The following is a 19,301-nucleotide window of genomic DNA, read 5'->3' as shown; positions in this document are numbered from 1 at the left end:
GACTCAATTCCATTTCATCCTTTTTTCCACGAAGTAATGTACTTAGAAAAAAAAGAACAGTCTGTATATATTACAGCTGCCCTTTACTCAAACTATTTTTGTTATATCAGCATACGCCTGATCCCCATTCTACAAAGCTTCCTTAATTACCCGTTTATAATACCACACGGACAACAGACCAAAGATCGAATATAACAATGTATAGACTATCATGACAATGACCGTAGGTGTCGCCAGCTCCGTGCCAAAGAAAAACCAACCTGATTTCACGGCAAAGTAACTATGGCTCAATCCTACCATGAGTGGAATACCGAAGTTAAACAACTGCTTGATCTGAATGCCACGCAACAGATTGCCTTGCATAAATCCGAGCTTTCGCAGAATGGTATAATTGCCCTTCTCCTCTTCACTCTCATTCATTTGTTTAAAGTACAGGATACATCCTGATGTAATTAAAAACGTCAAACCGAGGAATCCAACAATGAACATAATTAGGCCCATCGTGTTACGTTGGTTATTTCTGAACTCAATCTGGGAGAAACTTGGGGCTTCCAACTGCTGCTCCTTATATACGGCATAGGCATCTTCAGCCTGCCCCTCGTTCACAATACGTACACCATAGTAGTCAGCCCACTCGACTTTCTGCAGCTCGGGATCGATATCCTGCTTCAGTTGCTGATATACCGTCTCATCCACGACCGCTACAGGCGTGCCCCTAGTATAGTACGTGGGAAGGACGCCTTGTTTAGTTGTTCCGATCAGTTGTTGTGCCCGCCTATGTTTCAACCCGTGCAAGACGATTGGACCTTTCTCCTGAATGGAAATTAACTGCTTAATGGCATTTCCATATCCCATGAAGACCACTTCACCTGCTTGCACATCAATGTTATCTACCATGTTGTCACTCAGCACACTGCTGAACAACAGCTCCTCCATTGCGGAGTCATCCATCACTTCCTGTGCATCGATTTCAATATAGATAGGCTCTCTATGCTTCTCTTCATAAGCAATCTGTTTGTGTTCCAACTCCGCTACAAAACGACTTTTCACATCCACCTGAGCAAAAGAGAAATCCTCCGGCAAACTTTCCTTAGCCTGAGCCTCTGCCGAATAATATGAAATGTAACTGAGTGACAACATGCCAATCGCAAGCGCAGATACGGTTGTAATAATCGTGAGCAGCAAGGCATTGGACTTCATGCGGAACATAATTGAAGATAACGATAACACCTCATAAATGGATAGGTAGCCGTTTTTGCTTTTGCGAATCAGATTAAAGATAAAACTTACCGACCCCTTATAGAACAGGTATGTCCCCAGTATGACCGAGAACAGAATCAGGATCATCGTATACATCAACTGCTGCATATCCATTGCCTCACCACTGAACAGCCGAGCAGACACGAAGTATCCATACACCATCAGGGCAATGCCCAAGACGCCAACAATCATCTGTCCAAACGACATCTTCTGCACCTGCTGCTCCGAAGTGGATGACACCCGAAAGAGCGAGAGAATACTCTGGCGCTTGATAAAGATATAATTCATCAGCATGATGAGCAGATACATCATCGTAAAGACGATCACCGTTTGCATCAGTGCCATCGGAGAGAAGTACAGTTTGGTAATCGCATCCACACCGAGAATTTTGAACAATATCATCAATACAAGCTTGGACGCAAGAAAACCAATCAACACACCAATGGCCATGGAGCCAAAATAAAGGATACTGTTCTCGGCGCTCAAAATACCAAAAATTCTGCCCTTCGTCAGTCCAATCAACTGAAATAATCCAATTTCTTTGCTGCGCCGCTTAATAAAAATGGTATTGGCATATAACAGAAAAATACCGACAATACCGATTAATAATACCGAAGATGCGCCTATGGCTGCCCCACCTTTTGTTGAAGCAGCTACCTCATCCATGGAAGGATCATACTGTAACGTCACAAAGGAAAAATACAAAGCCACACTGAACACAAGCGCAAATACATAGAGATAATAATTCTTCAAGTTTTTCCTGAGATTACGGAAGATAATATAATTCAAGCTCATTGCTGCACACCACCCAATACGCCCTGGGTTTTGATAATGTCATTAAAGAACGATTGCCGGGACTCGTCTCCTTTATTCAGCTGGGTGTAGATCTGACCGTCTCGAATGAAGATCACTCTGCTGCAATAACTTGCAGCAACCGGATCATGGGTAACCATAATAATGGTTGCCTTTCGGGTGCTGTTCATCTCACTTAACTTGCCGAGCAGATCGGAGGCAGACTTGGAATCGAGCGCTCCGGTTGGCTCATCCGCAAAGATGATACTTGGCTCATGGACAAATGCTCGTGCTGCTGAAGTCCGCTGCTTCTGCCCACCTGAAATCTCGGATGGATACTTGTCCTTCAATTCGTAGATGCCCAGTTCATTGGCAATCTGTTCAAACTTCCGGTGTGCCTCCTGTTTTGGAATGCTCGTGATCGAGAGCGGCAATAATACATTTTCCTTCACCGTAAGGGTATCCAGCAGATTATATTCCTGAAAAATAAAGCCCAGATGATGTTTGCGGAACTCAGCCAGCTGTTTCTCCTTCATTCCGGTGAATTCCTTGCCCTCAATATCAATCGTGCCCTGGCTCACCCGATCGATGGAGGAAAGTACATTAAGCAGTGTCGTTTTACCCGAACCCGATGGCCCCATAATACCGACAAACTCTCCCTTGCTTACCCCGAGATCAATCCCCTTCAGCACTTCCTGTTTATTCAGTTTATTACCATAGACTTTATGAATTTTTTTGGCTTCCAGTATCCACATATCCCACTCACTCCTCTTTGAACTTCTGCAAAATGCCCATGTCTATATCATAGGCGGGATGTGCAGTGTTATCGTGTGATTCACCGAACAAAACCAAAAAGCATGTGACATTATTGTCACACGCCTGCAAGATGCACCATGTCGTTCTTTCGCGGAAAAGTAAGTGTGACGGTAGTGCCCTCGCCAGGAGAAGACTCTACATGAATGCGCATATGAAGGGTTTGGACCACCTGACGAACCAGATACAGCCCCATCCCAGTCGCCGCTCCATCCATTCTGCCTCGGGTAGACGTAAATCCTTTATCAAATATACGCGGCAGATCCTGAGCCTCAATCCCTCGCCCGTGATCCTTAATCCTCAGTATGACATGTCCATCCTGTTCCCGACTTTCAATGAGGATGTCCGATGAATCGCTATATTTCACCGCATTGCTCAACAACTGCCGGAGGATGAAGCCTAACCATTTGCTGTCTGTGAGCACACGCGATACCATCAACGACACATCAAAGCCAATCCCCTTGGATATGCACCACGATCTCAGTGCTCGAATCTCACTATTCAATATCGGTTCAAATTCCGTCTCTTCGATGAACAGATCATTATGCATGAACGGAATCCGCTTCTGATGAAGCTGCTGATCCAGCAACTGATGGATTCGTAACCATTCATATGTCATTTGGCTCTGTAGCTTATCATCTGGCAAGCGCTCGATCATCAGTTGCAACGCAGTCAGTGGGGTCTTCACCTCATGAATCCAGGACAACATCTCGTCCTTCTCCTGTTCCAGAGCGATAAAATGATGTGACGACTCCTTACGATATCGCTGTGTCTGGGAACTGAGGGCCTCATGTACGATGTGCTCATACGGACTATCGGCGATATCGAGTTCTCCCAGATTATAAGTTTGATCCCAGGTGCTCAACTTTTTATAGAAACGAGTCTCTTTCAGATATCTCGCCCAGATAAAAACAAGACAGACCACCACATTCAGCACTACGATATACACCACAGATTGGAATGGAATGGACGAGTCCAGGTAAGCTACCAATAAAATAATAAGTTGTATGCTTACCAGTAGACATAACCAACTAGCCCTTTCTCGTATGTACTTCATGCTTCTGCCTCTTCCGTTGCCATGTACCCCTGACCTACCTTGGTTTCAATGTATCGCTCCAAGCCGATGGGTTCAAGCTTCTTCCGTAACCGATTAACGTTAACCGTCAGCGTATTGTCACTCACGAAATGCTCGTGATCCCACAAGCTCCGGATGAGATCCTCACGGGTAACGATCTGATTTTTGTGCTCCACCAGCACTTTAAGGATGAACATCTCATTTTTGGTTAACAAAACAGATTCATCCCCGCAAGTGAGTGTATTTTTCACATATTCAATTGCAGCACCGCGCCAAGTCCGGAGTTCAATATGCTCTGTATTGTAGTTGTACACCCTCCGCAGAGTTGCCTGAATCTTGGCAATCAATACATCGAAGTGAAACGGCTTCTGGATAAAATCGTCTGCGCCCAAATGCATGGACATGACCATATCCGCAGGATGATCCCGTGAGGACAAAAAGATAATCGGCACATTGGAATGCGAACGAATGATCCGACACCAATGGAACCCGTCATATTGGGGCAACTGAATATCAATAATGACCAATTGCGGCTGAATTACGCTGTACTCCTGCAATACCTTGCCAAAGTCCTGCACACCATACACGTCATACGACCATTGGGATAACCGTTCCTTGATTTCATTAAATAACGATTCGTCGTCTTCAATGAGCATAATTTTAAACAAGAGAGTTCACCACGTTTCTGTTCTTCTAAGGTTGATTGTGTCCATCCATCCGCTCGATCAACTGTATCGCGACGTCTCGTGGCGATCTTAATTGGCCTGCTTCATACACTTGATTGAACATGCCTGCAAGCGCAAACTCCTCTGTACTTTTGCCTCGTGCAGCAGCCTGTAACTCTGTATCGACCATCCCCGGATCAAAAACAATGATCTCAACAGGATTCTGTTGACCCGTTTGCTCCAAAGATACGCATTGGGTGAACATGTTCAGGCCTGCTTTGGATGTACAGTACACTGCCATTGAAGGCGCGGGATAACTTCCCGAACCCGATGAGAGATTAACAATTTTACGTCTGGCGGACAGGTGATTGGTTTGTTGAATAAAAGATGAGCTCAGTATCATTGGCGCTGCAAGACTGATGTTAAGACTCTGACTTATCTCTGCCGCACTGCATTGTTCTATGGGTCCTAGAGGCTCCAGCATCGCTGCATTATTAATGAGTCCAATGCAATCAGCTTCCTGAGAAGGGATTTCGTCCAATACACGTGTAACCATATCATCAATCCCCGTCAGGTCGGCTAGATCGTACTGAACATGATGGTAACGCCCGCTCCATTCCTCGCTTGATTCCAACTCGTGCGAATGCCCGCGTGAAATGCCATAGACCCAGTCTCCCCTGGCTAACAACAACTCCGCGAGCTGTTTGCCAATTCCTTTGGATGTACCTGTAATGATAAAATACCTCTGTCTCATATTCCCCCGCCTTCTCTCGCTCAATGCAGTATTAGTTAAACTCCACCCTATGACTTTATAACTCTATAACTACACGCCCGGTTTTCTCCACATGGTCACCCACAAAATGGGTAATCCAAAACAATTCTCATCCTGGCCCATCGCCTTCATAGGACGTAATTCCACGCATTCAAATGGATCTTGTAGTAAATAACGGAGCTTTTCCTCCGTAAAGGCCAGTCCGCCTTTCATCGACTTCTCTTGATATACCTGCCAATCATCCATGACGCTCTCCGGCCCACCTTGACCGCCAAAACCAGGAGCAAAACAGCTCATCCCAAAGTATCCTCCGGGCTTGAGCGCTTGGTGAATCATCTCTATGTAAGGAATCCGCTGATGAGGTAGCAGATGATGCAGACAACCCGAGTCGTAGACAAGATCATATTCTTGCTGCGGGGCCAGTTCGAACACGGAGCGACATTCAAAATGTACGTCCAGTTGCTCTTCTGCCGCCCTCTCCTTAGCCCAGGCAATAGCTGTCTTGGAAAGATCATAAGCATCTACCTGATATCCTTGGCGGGTCAAATACAATGCATTTCTGCCTGGACCACAACCCAGTTCCAGTGCCTTGCCACCTGCCAGCAAACCTGCGTTCACATGCGCTACCAGATTCTCATCCGGTTTGTTTGGGAAAAAGGGTATGGGTCTGTTCCGATCCTCATAGAAAGGCTCCCAAAATTGCTTGGCAGATCTGAAGTCTGCATCGAGCATATCGTACAGATCCTGTACACTTTTAATCGTCTTTTCCACTACTACATTCCTCCTTAAGTCATCCATCCGAAACTTCAGTTCAGACCCTTCATTTCTCGTCAATTTTCATTAAATTAGCTACACTTTATTATAACATTTTTAACCATTAATCCTCTATTTTTCTTGTATTTTTCTACTCTGAAATATAAGATTTTTCCAACAAAAAAACGACCGACTTGGATGTCGATCGCTAACAATTGTAGCAGTTATGAGTTACAGTTTACTTCGCCCGTTCCATGACTGCAAAGTAATTTTTTTCGTTATCAGCAAAGTTGAAGACACGCCCCGTTGGCATCTCGACAATCTCTCCAACCGTTACATGTTTTCCAGACAAGTCAGCATATAGTTGATCCAGATTTTCGGTAAAGAACATTAATGATGGTGTACCCAGATTTACACCCGCCGACATCCGCTCGACAAACTCTTTGTCATGGAGAATAATGCTCGTCTGCGAATCTGGGGTAGGCGCAATCTCAATCCATCTCATGCCCTCGTCGAGGTTTACTTCATCCACAATGTGGAATCCTGCAACTTCCGTCCAAAATGCCAGTGATTCATCCTGATTGTTGACATACAACATAATTTGGCCGACTTTGCTAAACATGGAACAATCACTCCTCTGATCATCTAATCTCTCAACATCCTGCTTATCATTCCTCAACTTCCAATAGAGTATAACATGCAGGACAGCTTTTTCATTATCTTTCTTTGGCATTACACTGCTTTGATCGAAGTTTCAGATCAGACCGATGTAGCGATCCTACTTTGGAGAATGGGAGCTTCCCCTTCACTATGCAGATAGTTTAAATTAGCTTAACAAATCAAGATCAGATTTTGAGTAAAATGGATTTCTCGAAGTTACTTATAATGTTTTGACAAGAGCCAGCCTATGGAATCCCGAGGTATAATAATTCATATCAATACCTTCCTTTTGAAAATTCATTCGTTCATAAAATACGAGCGCTGCTTCATTTTCTGCATGATCAAGTGTGTAAAGCATGATATCACTACATCCAAATTCAGCTATTTTCATGCATATTTCAGTAATTAGTGTACGTGCTACACCTTGTCGAAGGTGTGATTTACACGTAACAACGCCAACGATTTCATATCGGTTAACCGTAGGCTGAAAGATATAACCAGCATGACCTATGACAACATCTGCTTCGTCAACCATGACATAATAAGCACTGATCCGTTCATCCATCATATTTAAAAATAAATCCCAGCGCGCAGGATACTGTTCGCGTATAAACGAAGGGAATTGAAAATTATGATCCGTCATCATTTTCAGCACTGCTGGCTGATCAATCGTTTGAAAAAGACGAATAGTCATCTTGCCACCCCCTCCCCTTAAAGGTCACAGCTTCATAGAATCCAGCCAAATCCAAGCTTGTCATTCCATCAAATAAAACAAACGCCATTTTCATTGCCGCCACCCGTCCTCTCGTACCCGAATAATAAATAAAGTGTTTGATCAAAAGATCAAACACTTTGCCCAGGCGTACGGCATATAATATATGTGCTTCCTCGTGGTTCACTCCACGTTTACGCCAGTCACACACAATCGATATTTAAAAACCAGTATACATCACTCACACTTATTGTATGCCTCTTAATTTCTTCGTAAGATAAAGTACAACATCGTCGTCCATAATCGTTTCTTCACCTGGCTGAATGTAATGATCGTGTCTGTGAACACCATGACCGTCCGGTATGTATCCGCGATGGGCATATAAAATTTGCGCTTTGCCATAATCGGAAAATACACCTACACCAATACCTGCTACATCCGTTCGTTCCGAAATAACTTCCTCTGCGCGGTCCATCAACCGTGAACCAATACCTTGGCGCTGGAACTTGATCAGCACATTGAAATCGTTAATTTCGGGAATGCCTTGTTCCCTGAAAGAAGGGTATTTGGAATGCCACAATACATTCACGTATCCGGCAAATTCTCCATTCAACTCCGCTACCAAGGTTACACGGTCCCCATTCTGTTGTTCAGCCAAGTAATGAAGATACTGCTCAGCGTATCTCCCCCACCCCTGCTCCTGAAACGCCTTGGATATGATTACAGGATCACTCTCATTTAATAATCTGATATGTACAGTCATTAATAAATTCTCCTTAATAAGATATTTATCCTAACTAAATTTCCAGTCGATCTCGAAGCGATGTAATATGAGCAACATGGTGTTTGCCATGCCAAGCATACATGCCCAGATTATAATCCAGTCTCGTCGTTTCTTGCGATGAGGGATGATAGAATTGTTTGGCATAATCCGCATCTGTCAGTGCATTTAACAGAACCACCCACCGACGATGGAGCGCATCCAGAATTTGAAGTGAGAACTCAACATCCAGGTCCCTTGAATCACTCAGTTCAGCCCAACGCTCTTCATAATACGGTCGAATTGTAGGTGTATCCTCTGTCAGTGCCAACTTGAAACGAATCATACTGTTCATATGGCTGTCTGCCATGTGGTGAATGACCTGTTTGAGCATCCATCCACCTTCTCGATACGGCAGACTTAATTGCTCTTCACTCAGCCCCTTTACCGCTTCTCGCGCGCGTTCAGGTAGCTCAGCAATGTCCTGAATCCACTTCTCCCGCTGTGCCAAAGTAACTTCACCCGTGTGTACAAATGGGCCTATCGGAAATCGTTCGTCCATCCATTATTCCTCCTTGTTTGTATGATGAAAATAGCTCTTAATATTCTAACGTGCATATTCCATGAGCCAGCAGTCTCTCATCTGCCCTTCATGCAGCTCATGTTTCTCCAACAGCTTAATCCTTTGAAAACCACATTTCTCATAACAGGATATCGCTCGCAAGTTCCAGGATTGAGGGTCCATAACCACTTTACGGGCTTGTTTTTCATGAATGAGATAGGCCAGCATGGATTGCACCAGCAATGTTCCGATACCTTTGTTCCAATAATCTATCTCACCAATGAACTGATCCGTTCCATAGATGATCTCATCCGTGTCTCCATAACCATACTCCGTTCGTTCTTCTTCCTCAAGCTTATAGAACTGAATGTATCCTATGGGACTTCCTACATACTCAACGATACAACGGGTAGCATCATCATCCTGATTGTAAAAATGCTCTCTTACCTGCTCCAGATCATGCGGCCGATCACGGCCTTCATAGTATTGAAGGACTTCCGGGTCAGTCAGCCACTTCACCAGCTGGTGTTCATCTTCTGTTTCCAAGAAACGTACGGTGATTCCGTTTGATTCATATACACTCATCACTCTGCATACTCCTTAATGATCTCCAGATTTTCACCCGTAACCCAACTTAGATCCTTCCCCAACAACTGCTCGTTATGAACATAATACACGATGGGATTTTCAAGCGGTTGAGTCGTTCCATCCAAGGATCTGAGCGTAAACCTCAACTTGTAACTCCCCATCTCATCAGGGATTGCAAACCCTATCAGATTCTCAGCTGATTTCCTCGTTTTCCCCTGCACCTTCAGATACTCTTCCAGAATGACTTGATCAAGATAGGAGCTGCCAACAGACGAAGGCACGTACCACGCATTATCTTGTTCTTCAGTGAATGTGGCTCCTCCCCACCCCGGGACAACGGGATACACCATATGTTGATCTTTGTCTTCTCTTTTTCGCGTTATCTCTAACTCTACCTCAACTGCATCCGTATCAATCTGCCTGATGGTACCTGCCATTACAACATCTTTGGCATTCACACTTGGAATAACATAGCTATAGATGAGCAGAGTCACCAAGAATATGATCGTTATTCCCGTAATCCAAAATATTGTTCTTTTACGCATCTGTCTGCCTCCCGTCTGGTTAATCATACTTCTGGAGCAGCTCCTTCTCTGTTACAGATTGAGTTAACCTATCCAACTCAGGTGATGCCATCCAATCACTGGATGTATTCAATCCATGTTTGATTGTATGGATCGTGCTATGTGCAGACATGTATATATTGTGGTGCACTCCAGGTTGGACAATAATATGCTCTCCTTCACGCATCACTCGAATGGAAAACACCTGATCGTCTCCATAACTGGCATAAGCAATCCATCCGGATTGCACCACATAAAACTCCGTTAGACTGATATGTACATGACTGTTTTGCCATGCTCCCTGGGAAGAAGCAACGGTTCTGCAATAATAACTGCCATCTTCGGATATCATTTTATATTTCTGTTCCCCGTTCGCCATCTGCTCAAAGCTGGTTTTGACACCAGTCTCACCATATTTCTGTTCTGAAAATTCTGTGTTCAATTGTCTTCATCTCCTGACAAAAAATCCCTTTAATCTAACATTCGACATCGACTAAGCGAATCTCCTGTTTGAATATGCGAATATCTTTGCCAAAATTTGAAACGCTTCTCTCCCAGCTTCCGTATTAAGGTCGAAGTCGTATGTATGCCCAATAATAAAACCATCTGATCTGGAGGTTGAGCGCATGTCATTTTTCAAAAAAATGTTAGCCAGTGTAGGTGTTGGAGCAGCCAAAGTAAATACGGAATTGCATACACCAGAAGTCACGCCTGGAGGAATCATCTCAGGGGTTGTGTACATTGAAGGTGGAGATGTGGAACAGAACGTAGATCGAATCTATCTTTCAATCAAAACCCATTACATACGGGAGCACGATGATCGCAAAGTAAAAGAAACAGCCATTATCGCCAAATACCTGCTCACCGAAGGTTTTACTTTACAGCCTGGAGCCAAATTGGAGAAAGAATTTTCATTTGACCTGCCAGAAAACCTGCCGATTACACTGCATCGTGCAGAAGTTTGGGTAGAAACGGGGCTCGATATCTCAAGCGCGGTGGACCCATCAGACCGTGACAGATTGCATGTTGTTCCTAGCAAAGACATGAATACTGTGCTCGATGCGATCGATATTCTTGGCTTCAAGCTGCGTGAAGTGACCAACGACTATGCGCCGAAGCTTGGCGGAAATCTGCCATTTGTGCAGGAATTCGAATATGTACCAACAAACAAGTTCCGTGGACATCTGGATGAGTTGGAAGTCCTGTTCTATCCAATGGGCGATTCGCTCGAACTGTTATTACAGATCGACCGCCGTGCTCGTGGGCTCAGTGGAATATTCTCCGAAGCCATGGGGACGGATGAAAGTTTTGTCCGCTTGCATCTGTATGAAAGGCATCTGGCACGGGGTGCACATTCTGTCGCTCAAGGACTGGAAGAGGTTATTTCCAAACATATCTAGTCTGTAGTCTGTGAAAAAATAAAACCGTCCTCTATCAGATAAATCTGATGAAGGACGGTTTTTGGTTTTCCGGGTAATAAGACTTCGAAGTTCTCCCCGTGCAAAGACAGCGTAAGGAACATGGGACAGACATGTAGCTTACGAGGACACACCTTCAGGAACGCTGTGTCCAGCGTTGCATTCCTGATCGAAGACCGTAATATGCAGCGGCGAGCACAATGAACCCGGCAACAGCCATAATCATGGATGTTGTATCCCATCGAACCATAGTTCCAAAGGCAACCTTGGATTGCAATGGGGTAAAGGAAGAAGCGGTGTTTGTCAGATCAGGTGCGTAATTCATGGTCATGATCATGCCTTGCACAACATTCCAAGCTGCAAAACCGATGATGAATAACAGGGTAACCAGAACGGATTCCGTTGCTAATCTTTTGTTCATGTTTGTCATTTCGCCCCCTCTTCCCATTCAATTAGACAAGAAATGCTGCATCTCCTTTTTCAGCAGACCTTTGTTGGCATCCACATACTGATACAGCAAGTCGAAGCTTTCCTCGTTATCTGCTTGCATGCTTAAATTCGCGGCTTCCAATTCAATCTCCTGCAATACCTCATGAATCTGTTCCCCATGCGTTTGCAGGCTTGTCGTAATGTCATCTTCAGACAGGCCATTCACATTATCTCGCAATTGCCCGTTCGTTACGCCGCTTTCGGACAACATCTGCTCTATCTTCTTCAGGATCACGGCATCTGCATCATTGCCGATCCGTTCCATAGCTGTTATCGTCTCACTCAGATACTGCCCGCTGGCATTCTCAAGGAAACCGGTCATACCGTTCATGGACAGCTCGGTATCCAGATCGATGATTAGAATGATATCTCGCAATACTTGCGGAAGTTCCGGCCCACTCTCTCGAATCGTTGCGAATTCAGCCCGATAAAGGTCCATGGCAACACTCCCCACCACTTCTTCACCTGACATCTCTTCAAACTGATCGAGTGGTAACAACTCCTGCAGTTCTTCTTGTAACTTGTTCATCTTTCTCTGCCTCCTGTATCTCTCTATCTGAATAGTTAAACGATTTTTTTACACTGGACCACTACGCGGCCAGAATAAACTTCCGCTCGCTGTTATCCCCAGATTTTTCTCATTCCCTTTATTAACGGGGAAACTCCAGTGATAAAGGCGAAGTGTATGCTTCCGAAGCAGCTTTCTTGCAGAAAGCTTTTAGCTCCGCTTCTTCAGTTTTTTTCTGTCCTCTCCGTTATCGTGTAAATATCAAGCTCAACTACGCCGACACGTTATTACATCATAGCAGAATACATTATATAAGTTGAACTTATAGTAGTTAGTATGTCTATCCTGTTATCAAATTTACAGGGAATATCGTCAAGTTAACATGCACTTGACCTCGGGAAAATGTTCCGCTGTTATGATCTTGGCATCACGAGTCATGGGAGGGGTAATGATGCGCCTGGCCTTGTTCACAGACACCTATCTTCCGGAAACCAATGGTGTTGCTGGCACGCTCCACCGCTTGAGTAACCATCTGAACCGCAGAAGAATTGAACATCTGCTGTTTACTCCGAACTCCATCATTGAAGGAAGCCATGAGACTCAAGTCCGATCGGTTGCCAACATCCCTTTTTTTCTGTATCCTGAATGCCGCATTGCACTACCCAACAGAACAGACACTCATAAGCAGCTGCAAACCTTTCAACCCGATCTGCTGCATATCGCCACGCCTTTTAATATGGGGCTGCTTGGCCTGAGGTATGCGCTCAAACATCACCTTCCACATGTTGTCTCCTACCATACCCACTTTGATCGTTACCTCGAATATTACCGGTTGAAAAGTATGATCCCTCTCTATTGGAAATATATCCAATGGTTCCACCGCACCTGTGATGCAACCCTTGCCCCATCTCGGGAAACGATAAACACCCTTCAAGTCCAAGGCATTCAGCGTCTGAAGCTTTGGTCTCGCGGAATTGATTGCAACCTGTACTCCCCTGATAAACGCAGCTCGGATATCCGTGAACGATACCACATCACTGCTCCCCTTATTTTACTCTACGTTGGACGCATTGCCCCGGAAAAAGATATCGCTACGCTCACGACTACGATGCAACAGTTGCCCCAGGAAATGCAGTCCCGTGTACACTGGATTATCGTTGGTGACGGCCCATCTCTTCCCAAAATGCGTCTGCACTCCCCACCAAATGTCACCTTTACAGGTTATATGCACGGGGAAGACCTTGCTGTTATGTATGCTTCGGCAGATCTGTTTGTGTTTCCTTCCGCTACGGAGACATTTGGCAATGTGGTGCTGGAAGCGATGGCTTCAGGGCTTCCTGTGGTGGCGGCCAATGCCGGAGGTGTAAAGGATCTGGTATCCCACCACCGTAATGGAGTATTGTTCGAGCCAGGTCAGGCTGATGCACTGATTCGGGAGATATGTCTCTGGGGAAATCACGTGGACCAATTGAGGATGATGGGACTGGAAGGCAGAAAGCTGGCTGAACAGCGGTCGTGGGAGCATATTTTTGATACATTGATCGTGGATTATGAGGAAGCTATCGAACATCGGAATAGACAAACGAAAGATCGGATTATTACAGCCTGATCCGGTCGTAAAGACTTCATTCGTTAAAGACATATTATGTATTGATATTACGATATTAATATAAAGAGACATGATCTTATTGAACGGGATCATGTCTTTTATTGCATATATCTATTGGTTGAATTTAGTGTATGGGACTTTGATATCTACAAATCCTTTAGCGTAGGGTGCAACCTCATAAGGATAGAATCGGATGACGATCCCTTTGTCATACAAAAAGAATTCAGATGTTTGATCAAGCTGAAAATCATAAATATTCTCTTCAAAAATAGAAACTCCAGCATTATACATGGCTAATAAACTGTTGGAGATGGATCTCTCTACCTTCTCCATCTGAATATCATCTTTAACATACTCGCTTAGCTTCAGTTCTTCCCCTGTTCTTAAATCATAGTTATATGATGTTGTCGCATCCATTCCATGTGCTCCGCCAGTGTATACATGATCTTCATATACTACAGACAACTTTTCTTTTGCATTGTATTTTACACTGGCCATGGTAGTGTAGAAATAAGCTTTGTTTGATTGCTTTTCTTCTTTGTCCAGGCGAGCTGCTTTCACTGCGTGGAGTTTAAACGTCTTGTTCAACTTATCCGTCACAGATTTCTTTCCACCTGTTAGATGTATGTATGGCTGTCCTTTGTAATATTGGACCTTCGTTTTCACTGTAATCGTGCTGTCTGCCTCTACATGACTACTCGGAAGAATGATAGCAATCAGTACAGTGATCAACAGGTAATTAATCCATCTCCATTTTTTTCTTCCAGTTCTATCTTTCAATATTATTGGCAACCCCCTTGGGCTCAAATGATTTCGCTTCCTGCATTCTGTTCCATATAACCTGTGGAGTGCCCTTTAAGTCTGTTCCGCTCTGAACGTTGCCAATCCAGATGTCTTCTGCTCCCGGCTGTTGTAAATAGTGCCTAAGCGTCGCTTTGACCAGAATAGACGCATGTAAATCCAGTACCTCATCTTGCGGTATCCAGAATAACTCTCCTTCATCGGAAGGTACAAATTGTCGATGCTTCGTCTCTCCAAAATAGACAAACTGCTGCCAAATCTCACCACCGCTAACCTCTAACAGAATAGTTCGAAGTCGAAAGTGTTCGATATCCTCTGGCTTGAATCCGGTCTCTTCTTCAATCTCCCGATAGCTGGCAGTCATGGGTGCGTTCAGTTCCCCTTGCTCCAGATGCCCGCCTATACCGCCCCAAAATTCAAAATCAAACAATCTGCTGCCTGCCTTCTTCATCATCAGCATGTCTGAGCCATTGCTCAAAAACGCTGTAGCCATCTGTCTAATCTCCATATGTACCTCGCTTTCGAAACTGTGATATTAGATTTTACTTATCTAACTGTCCTCTAAAGCAATTCCTTTAGCTCACTTAGATGTTCAATCGTATGTAAAGGACTAATCGTGATGCTGTCCTGCCAAGGTTGGTTGACCTTCATCCAGATGGTGCTCATGCCTACGCTTGCTGCACCTTGAATATCGTTCACCGGATGATCGCCAATGTAGATGCACTGCTCCGGAGTTAGACCGAAATGATCAAGTGCAAGCTGAAAGATGCGTGGATCAGGCTTTTTGACTCCTGCCTCTTCTGAAACAATAATATGGTCGTAGTCATCCCGGATACCGAGTTGATCGATTTTCCCATACTGAATATCAGTCTGCCCATTGGTTATTAACCCGGTTTGATATTTCCCCCGCAGATGCTGAACGACTTCTCGCGCCTGTTCCATTAGAACTGAACTTCGTACATACTCTCTGCCGTAGAACTCCATCAGTTCTGCATGTGGCGGATGCTCTGCCCATGGCAATTCATGCAACAATTCGTTGAACAGGAGGGGTTTGTCCTTATAACCATCCTGGTCTAGTTCAATAATTCGCTTGCTTATCTCTTCAGTTGACTCAAGGTGACCAAAATAAGTGTTCATTAAACGTTGCGTGAATCCGTCAAAAGTCATCGTTCTGTTTAGAATTGTATTGTCCAAATCAAAAATAACGGCTTTAATATGATTCATTCCTCTTCCCCCTGTTCAAGAATGTAAAGCAGTGCTTATTTTTTCTTTTTATGATAGTGATAACCCTTGCACAGACCCTTTTGCTTGGATTTGGCTGAACAGTTATGTCCACCGTTCTTATCCAGTCTGCCTGGATGAGCATAAGCGGAAGAAGATACACCAACAAGTACAACAAGAGACAGAATTACAATAACAACCTTTTTCATAAGTCACCCTTCGATCTACACCCTATGCTTTAGGGCTTATTACGTGCTATATCATTCTACATGAAAATCCACAATTGGGATATCCTTCATCTTTATTTTATGTGTGAATCCTCATATGAGCTTGAATTGCTCCAGCGCATGGGTGACGCCATCTTCACTTGCTCGTAGAGTAACATAATCTGCGGTTTGTTTAATTCGTTCTCCGCCATTTCCCATCGCAATTCCGATTCCCGCATACGTTAGCAGATCCACATCATTCTCCCCATCGCCAAAGGCCATTGTATCCTCTCTGGATATCTTCAGGTAATTGAGGACTTTCTCTGCGGCTATCGATTTGCTGACTTCGCTTGCTTCCAGCACATTCACTACATACGGATGGAATCTCACGAATCGTAAAGAAGGAAATCTGGATTGGAATTTCTCCGTCTCCGTTTCATCCGCATATAAGCAGATGCAATATACGTCCTGTTCCAACGTGCTGATTTTCTCCGGGGAAACCATGAGTCCAAGCGTATCTCTTAAGGCATCAGTAACACGACCATCTGCTGTACACAACCCGTTCGTCTCAAATGATTCTGTAAAATATGAAATACTGTGCCCCTGCAACTCGGCAAACTCACTGAATGCTCTTACCATCTGTGCAGAAAGTACAGACTTATGTATCACTTCATTACCTGCTTTGATCAATGCCCCATTAGCCGAAATGATCGTCTCGATTCCGAGATTTCTGAATTCTTCGCATAGATTATAGGGTCTACCTGTTACAAGTACGACTTGAACGCCTTTACGAATCAATTCCCGGATCGACTCTGCTGTACGCGGTGACAAACTCCGATCTATTTCGCTCAGCAATGTGCCATCCACATCAAAGAACACAGCTTTCATCAAAATATCCTTCCTCCTCTATTAAAAGAGCAAGTACAGAATAACCTGATGCGGTCTTCCTGCACTTGCTCTTGCGATTTACCGGGTCTGAACATCTTGGGTACGTCCCATGTACCATAATTGAAATGATTCCGCCGTATCCAGGGGAATGTCATGTGCACGATGATGCAGGACAGGTTTGGCACGGTTTACCGTATGAATGGAAGCAACACCGAACCAGCGCTGTAACACGTTACGGGTGATCTGTACTTCGATGACTTTCTCGCGTTTGGAGATAAAGAGTGTTGAAGTGAGCGCCCCAGTCCGAAGTTGAATGAAATTTTGATGTAAAGTGTATCTGGTATGGAAAAAGTCCATCACTCTGCTTGTTGCAATCCACACGAGCAGAATCGTCGAAATCATCCACCAGGCATGCTTCTGCCCAAGAACAAATGGTTTGAAATACCACAATACACCTGTAATCATGATCCATCCCCAGCTTGGTTTGAGCAGACGCAGCCATAGTGATATTCTCGGAAGTTTTTCCATCTCCTGCGTCACCTGATAGGATGGTAGTATCTCTTCAATCATGGTATAAGCTTGCTTCACCGGCAAGAAGGGATAGAGCGAGTTTACCTCCTGCTCGGATTCCCCCAGACTACCTGCAGTGGTCAGTTCTACTTCCGCTAGTCCAAGCAACCTTTTCATCGGAGACTGTGTAATTTTCACAGCCTGAACTCGTTCTTTCAAGATTGAAAATGACGTTTGTTCCATCATGCCCTTCGAGATATAGATCCGCTTGGTATCCGAGGTGATCTGAAAGTTTCCATACTTCACAAAGGTTCTGACAATCCCCAGAGCGATGGATATGATCAATAAAACCAAAATCATCAAACCGGCAATCCACCAGGAATCAAGCCATGTTAAGAATAAACTTTCCGTTACTTCTTCATCGGGGAAGAAATCTTTCACCCAGGAATAAAGTGTACCCAGGACTGGAATCAATACGAGAAAGCTGAGCGAGGTAAACGACGCTTTGATTATGTCCTTGCGGGTCGAATGATAATGAACAACCCGTTCTTGTTTCTCTTTTGCAGGCAGAGACATGGCTTGATCGGTTATAACAGAGTGGGATTTCGCCTCTCCCTCTTCCATATCTTTAACTGCATCCAACGGTTCATGTTCCTCTGTTGCTTCTACCGTTTCTGCTTCTGCATCTTCTGTCATATAACCCGCCACAATCTTCTCCAACTGTTCTGCTTCGGAAAGTGAAACAACGTGTAACTGAAAGGTAGCATCTTCTCCCTTAATCCCGGTCTCAAATCGGATCGATGTCACGTTAAACAGACGGTGAAATAGAGTCGTGTGGCGATTCACATTTTGCACTTTGGTATATGGTATCGTTCTTCGGGTGCGGTTAAACACACCACTATAGATGTGAAAGGCCTTATCGTCTGCAGTATAACGAGAGGTAAACCACTTCCAGATGATTGACACGATGCCGATGGAGATACCTGCATAGAAGGCGATCCTTCCATAGAAAAGCCATGGGGACTCTGAGCCCTGACGGAAAACAAACAAAAAAAGGATGATGGCAAACGAATTCTTCACCAGTTTCCACAGACTCCACAGTATGGTTAATGGATGATGTCGCTTCATATCGATCATTCATCCACCTCATTAATCCGTGCATAGGACGCAATCTGATGACGGAGCGCAAGCGCGACTTCCTCGGGCAATGCCGGGATTTCATGCGATGACCCCATCGTGCCAACCGATACGGAATAGAGTCCATATTTTCGCATCAAAGGTCCCTGATTTGTTGTAACCGATTGTATCTTAGCCATAGGGATGATCTGATGTACCTTGGTTAGCGCCCCACGCTTCAATTGCAGAAACTCCTCATTCACATCATAGTACCAATGCTTATATAACCATGCAGGCTGGATGAAAATATCCCACGCCGCATAGAGCACGGATATGGCCGTAACCCCCCACAGGATCCAACCGACCCACGTCTTCCATCCATAGATGGAGTCGAGTATTAACAGTACGGCAAGGATCAGGAAACCTATGACATTCCATAGGATGGCGCTAATTCTCCATAGATTTACCGCATGAGGGGAGAGCCGTTGCTCGGGTATCTTCCATTGGATTGACATATGTTCACTCCTTTTTCCTTCGGCTACATAAAAACACACATAATA

24 protein-coding genes and 1 riboswitch are annotated in these 19,301 nt (G+C 44.5%); of the genes, 2 read left to right on the top strand and 22 right to left on the bottom strand.

Annotated elements, in window-relative coordinates; translation table 11 throughout:
- Positions 1–129 precede the first annotated feature (129 nt).
- From NLBNIHML_RS25815 to NLBNIHML_RS25755, 13 genes are all read right to left on the bottom strand, one after another.
- Entirely contained in the window at positions 130–2,055 is a 1,926-nt protein-coding gene (locus NLBNIHML_RS25815; protein ID WP_494353129.1) for an FtsX-like permease family protein, read from the bottom strand.
- Positions 2,052–2,807, bottom strand: a complete 756-nt coding sequence (locus NLBNIHML_RS25810) for an ABC transporter ATP-binding protein (protein WP_339259915.1) — start codon at positions 2,805–2,807, stop codon at positions 2,052–2,054. Before NLBNIHML_RS25810 ends, NLBNIHML_RS25815 begins: the two co-directional genes overlap by 4 nt.
- Positions 2,808–2,923: 116 nt before the next feature.
- The gene (locus NLBNIHML_RS25805) at positions 2,924–3,922 is read right to left on the bottom strand and encodes a sensor histidine kinase (protein ID WP_494353128.1); all 999 of its coding nucleotides are present in this window, start codon (positions 3,920–3,922) and stop codon (positions 2,924–2,926) included.
- Positions 3,919–4,608: a response regulator transcription factor gene (locus NLBNIHML_RS25800; RefSeq protein ID WP_091033021.1), complete on the bottom strand. Its 690-nt coding sequence runs from the start codon at positions 4,606–4,608 to the stop codon at positions 3,919–3,921. The genes NLBNIHML_RS25805 and NLBNIHML_RS25800 overlap by 4 nt, the downstream gene beginning before the upstream one ends.
- Before the next feature lie 25 nt (positions 4,609–4,633).
- Entirely contained in the window at positions 4,634–5,359 is a 726-nt protein-coding gene (locus NLBNIHML_RS25795) for an SDR family NAD(P)-dependent oxidoreductase (RefSeq protein ID WP_339259912.1), read from the bottom strand.
- Positions 5,360–5,428: 69 nt separating this feature from the next.
- The gene (locus NLBNIHML_RS25790; protein ID WP_339240693.1) at positions 5,429–6,148 is read right to left on the bottom strand and encodes a class I SAM-dependent methyltransferase; all 720 of its coding nucleotides are present in this window, start codon (positions 6,146–6,148) and stop codon (positions 5,429–5,431) included.
- Between the two features lie 220 nt (positions 6,149–6,368).
- Entirely contained in the window at positions 6,369–6,752 is a 384-nt protein-coding gene (locus tag NLBNIHML_RS25785; RefSeq protein WP_339303347.1) for a VOC family protein, read from the bottom strand.
- Between the two features lie 258 nt (positions 6,753–7,010).
- A complete protein-coding gene (locus tag NLBNIHML_RS25780) occupies positions 7,011–7,484 on the bottom strand; it encodes a GNAT family N-acetyltransferase (RefSeq protein ID WP_494353127.1) in 474 nt (157 codons plus the stop codon).
- Between the two features lie 153 nt (positions 7,485–7,637).
- Positions 7,638–7,719: riboswitch (ZMP/ZTP riboswitch) on the bottom strand.
- Between the two features lie 30 nt (positions 7,720–7,749).
- Positions 7,750–8,265, bottom strand: coding sequence for a GNAT family N-acetyltransferase (locus tag NLBNIHML_RS25775; RefSeq protein WP_494353126.1), 516 nt, complete (start codon positions 8,263–8,265; stop codon positions 7,750–7,752).
- A gap of 34 nt (positions 8,266–8,299) precedes the next feature.
- Complete coding sequence (locus NLBNIHML_RS25770) at positions 8,300–8,824, bottom strand: YfiT family bacillithiol transferase (RefSeq protein ID WP_339259907.1); 525 nt, start codon at positions 8,822–8,824, stop codon at positions 8,300–8,302.
- 45 nt (positions 8,825–8,869) lie between these two features.
- A complete protein-coding gene (locus tag NLBNIHML_RS25765; RefSeq protein ID WP_494353125.1) occupies positions 8,870–9,409 on the bottom strand; it encodes a GNAT family N-acetyltransferase in 540 nt (179 codons plus the stop codon).
- Positions 9,409–9,957 (bottom strand): hypothetical protein, encoded by a 549-nt coding sequence (locus NLBNIHML_RS25760; RefSeq protein ID WP_339259903.1) that lies wholly within the window; start codon positions 9,955–9,957, stop codon positions 9,409–9,411. Before NLBNIHML_RS25760 ends, NLBNIHML_RS25765 begins: the two co-directional genes overlap by 1 nt.
- Before the next feature lie 19 nt (positions 9,958–9,976).
- Positions 9,977–10,417 carry a cupin domain-containing protein gene (locus tag NLBNIHML_RS25755; RefSeq protein ID WP_472473551.1) on the bottom strand — a complete coding sequence of 147 codons (441 nt, stop codon included), beginning with the start codon at positions 10,415–10,417 and terminating at the stop codon, positions 9,977–9,979.
- 184 nt (positions 10,418–10,601) lie between these two features.
- On the opposite strand from NLBNIHML_RS25755, the gene NLBNIHML_RS25750 reads away from it, so the two are divergent.
- Positions 10,602–11,375 carry a sporulation protein gene (locus tag NLBNIHML_RS25750; RefSeq protein WP_339240684.1) on the top strand — a complete coding sequence of 258 codons (774 nt, stop codon included), beginning with the start codon at positions 10,602–10,604 and terminating at the stop codon, positions 11,373–11,375.
- A 154-nt stretch (positions 11,376–11,529) separates the two neighbouring features.
- Here the strand turns inward: NLBNIHML_RS25750 and NLBNIHML_RS25745 are convergent, their stop codons facing one another.
- Both NLBNIHML_RS25745 and NLBNIHML_RS25740 read right to left on the bottom strand, forming a co-directional pair.
- Positions 11,530–11,814 (bottom strand): hypothetical protein, encoded by a 285-nt coding sequence (locus tag NLBNIHML_RS25745; RefSeq protein WP_494353124.1) that lies wholly within the window; start codon positions 11,812–11,814, stop codon positions 11,530–11,532.
- A gap of 27 nt (positions 11,815–11,841) precedes the next feature.
- The gene (locus tag NLBNIHML_RS25740; protein ID WP_339240681.1) at positions 11,842–12,411 is read right to left on the bottom strand and encodes a DMP19 family protein; all 570 of its coding nucleotides are present in this window, start codon (positions 12,409–12,411) and stop codon (positions 11,842–11,844) included.
- Between the two features lie 427 nt (positions 12,412–12,838).
- On the opposite strand from NLBNIHML_RS25740, the gene NLBNIHML_RS25735 reads away from it, so the two are divergent.
- Positions 12,839–13,999: a glycosyltransferase family 4 protein gene (locus tag NLBNIHML_RS25735; RefSeq protein WP_494353123.1), complete on the top strand. Its 1,161-nt coding sequence runs from the start codon at positions 12,839–12,841 to the stop codon at positions 13,997–13,999.
- A 111-nt stretch (positions 14,000–14,110) separates the two neighbouring features.
- Here NLBNIHML_RS25735 and NLBNIHML_RS25730 read toward each other — a convergent pair whose 3' ends face one another.
- The 7 genes from NLBNIHML_RS25730 to NLBNIHML_RS25700 form a co-directional block, all read right to left on the bottom strand.
- The gene (locus NLBNIHML_RS25730; RefSeq protein ID WP_472473557.1) at positions 14,111–14,779 is read right to left on the bottom strand and encodes a DUF3298 and DUF4163 domain-containing protein; all 669 of its coding nucleotides are present in this window, start codon (positions 14,777–14,779) and stop codon (positions 14,111–14,113) included.
- The gene (locus tag NLBNIHML_RS25725; RefSeq protein WP_339240676.1) at positions 14,769–15,293 is read right to left on the bottom strand and encodes an NUDIX domain-containing protein; all 525 of its coding nucleotides are present in this window, start codon (positions 15,291–15,293) and stop codon (positions 14,769–14,771) included. The genes NLBNIHML_RS25730 and NLBNIHML_RS25725 overlap by 11 nt, the downstream gene beginning before the upstream one ends.
- Positions 15,294–15,361: 68 nt before the next feature.
- Positions 15,362–16,024 carry an HAD family hydrolase gene (locus NLBNIHML_RS25720; protein WP_339240674.1) on the bottom strand — a complete coding sequence of 221 codons (663 nt, stop codon included), beginning with the start codon at positions 16,022–16,024 and terminating at the stop codon, positions 15,362–15,364.
- Positions 16,025–16,059: 35 nt separating this feature from the next.
- The gene (locus NLBNIHML_RS25715) at positions 16,060–16,230 is read right to left on the bottom strand and encodes a YHYH domain-containing protein (RefSeq protein WP_339240672.1); all 171 of its coding nucleotides are present in this window, start codon (positions 16,228–16,230) and stop codon (positions 16,060–16,062) included.
- Between the two features lie 111 nt (positions 16,231–16,341).
- Positions 16,342–17,118, bottom strand: a complete 777-nt coding sequence (locus NLBNIHML_RS25710) for a Cof-type HAD-IIB family hydrolase (RefSeq protein WP_494353122.1) — start codon at positions 17,116–17,118, stop codon at positions 16,342–16,344.
- Positions 17,119–17,193: 75 nt separating this feature from the next.
- The gene (locus NLBNIHML_RS25705) at positions 17,194–18,762 is read right to left on the bottom strand and encodes a PH domain-containing protein (protein ID WP_494353121.1); all 1,569 of its coding nucleotides are present in this window, start codon (positions 18,760–18,762) and stop codon (positions 17,194–17,196) included.
- Complete coding sequence (locus NLBNIHML_RS25700) at positions 18,759–19,256, bottom strand: PH domain-containing protein (RefSeq protein ID WP_339240668.1); 498 nt, start codon at positions 19,254–19,256, stop codon at positions 18,759–18,761. Before NLBNIHML_RS25700 ends, NLBNIHML_RS25705 begins: the two co-directional genes overlap by 4 nt.
- Positions 19,257–19,301: the final 45 nt, after the last annotated feature.

It is taken from the genome of Paenibacillus sp. JNU01 (assembly GCF_059130585.1).
This window is presented reverse-complemented; position numbering and strand designations above follow the sequence as displayed.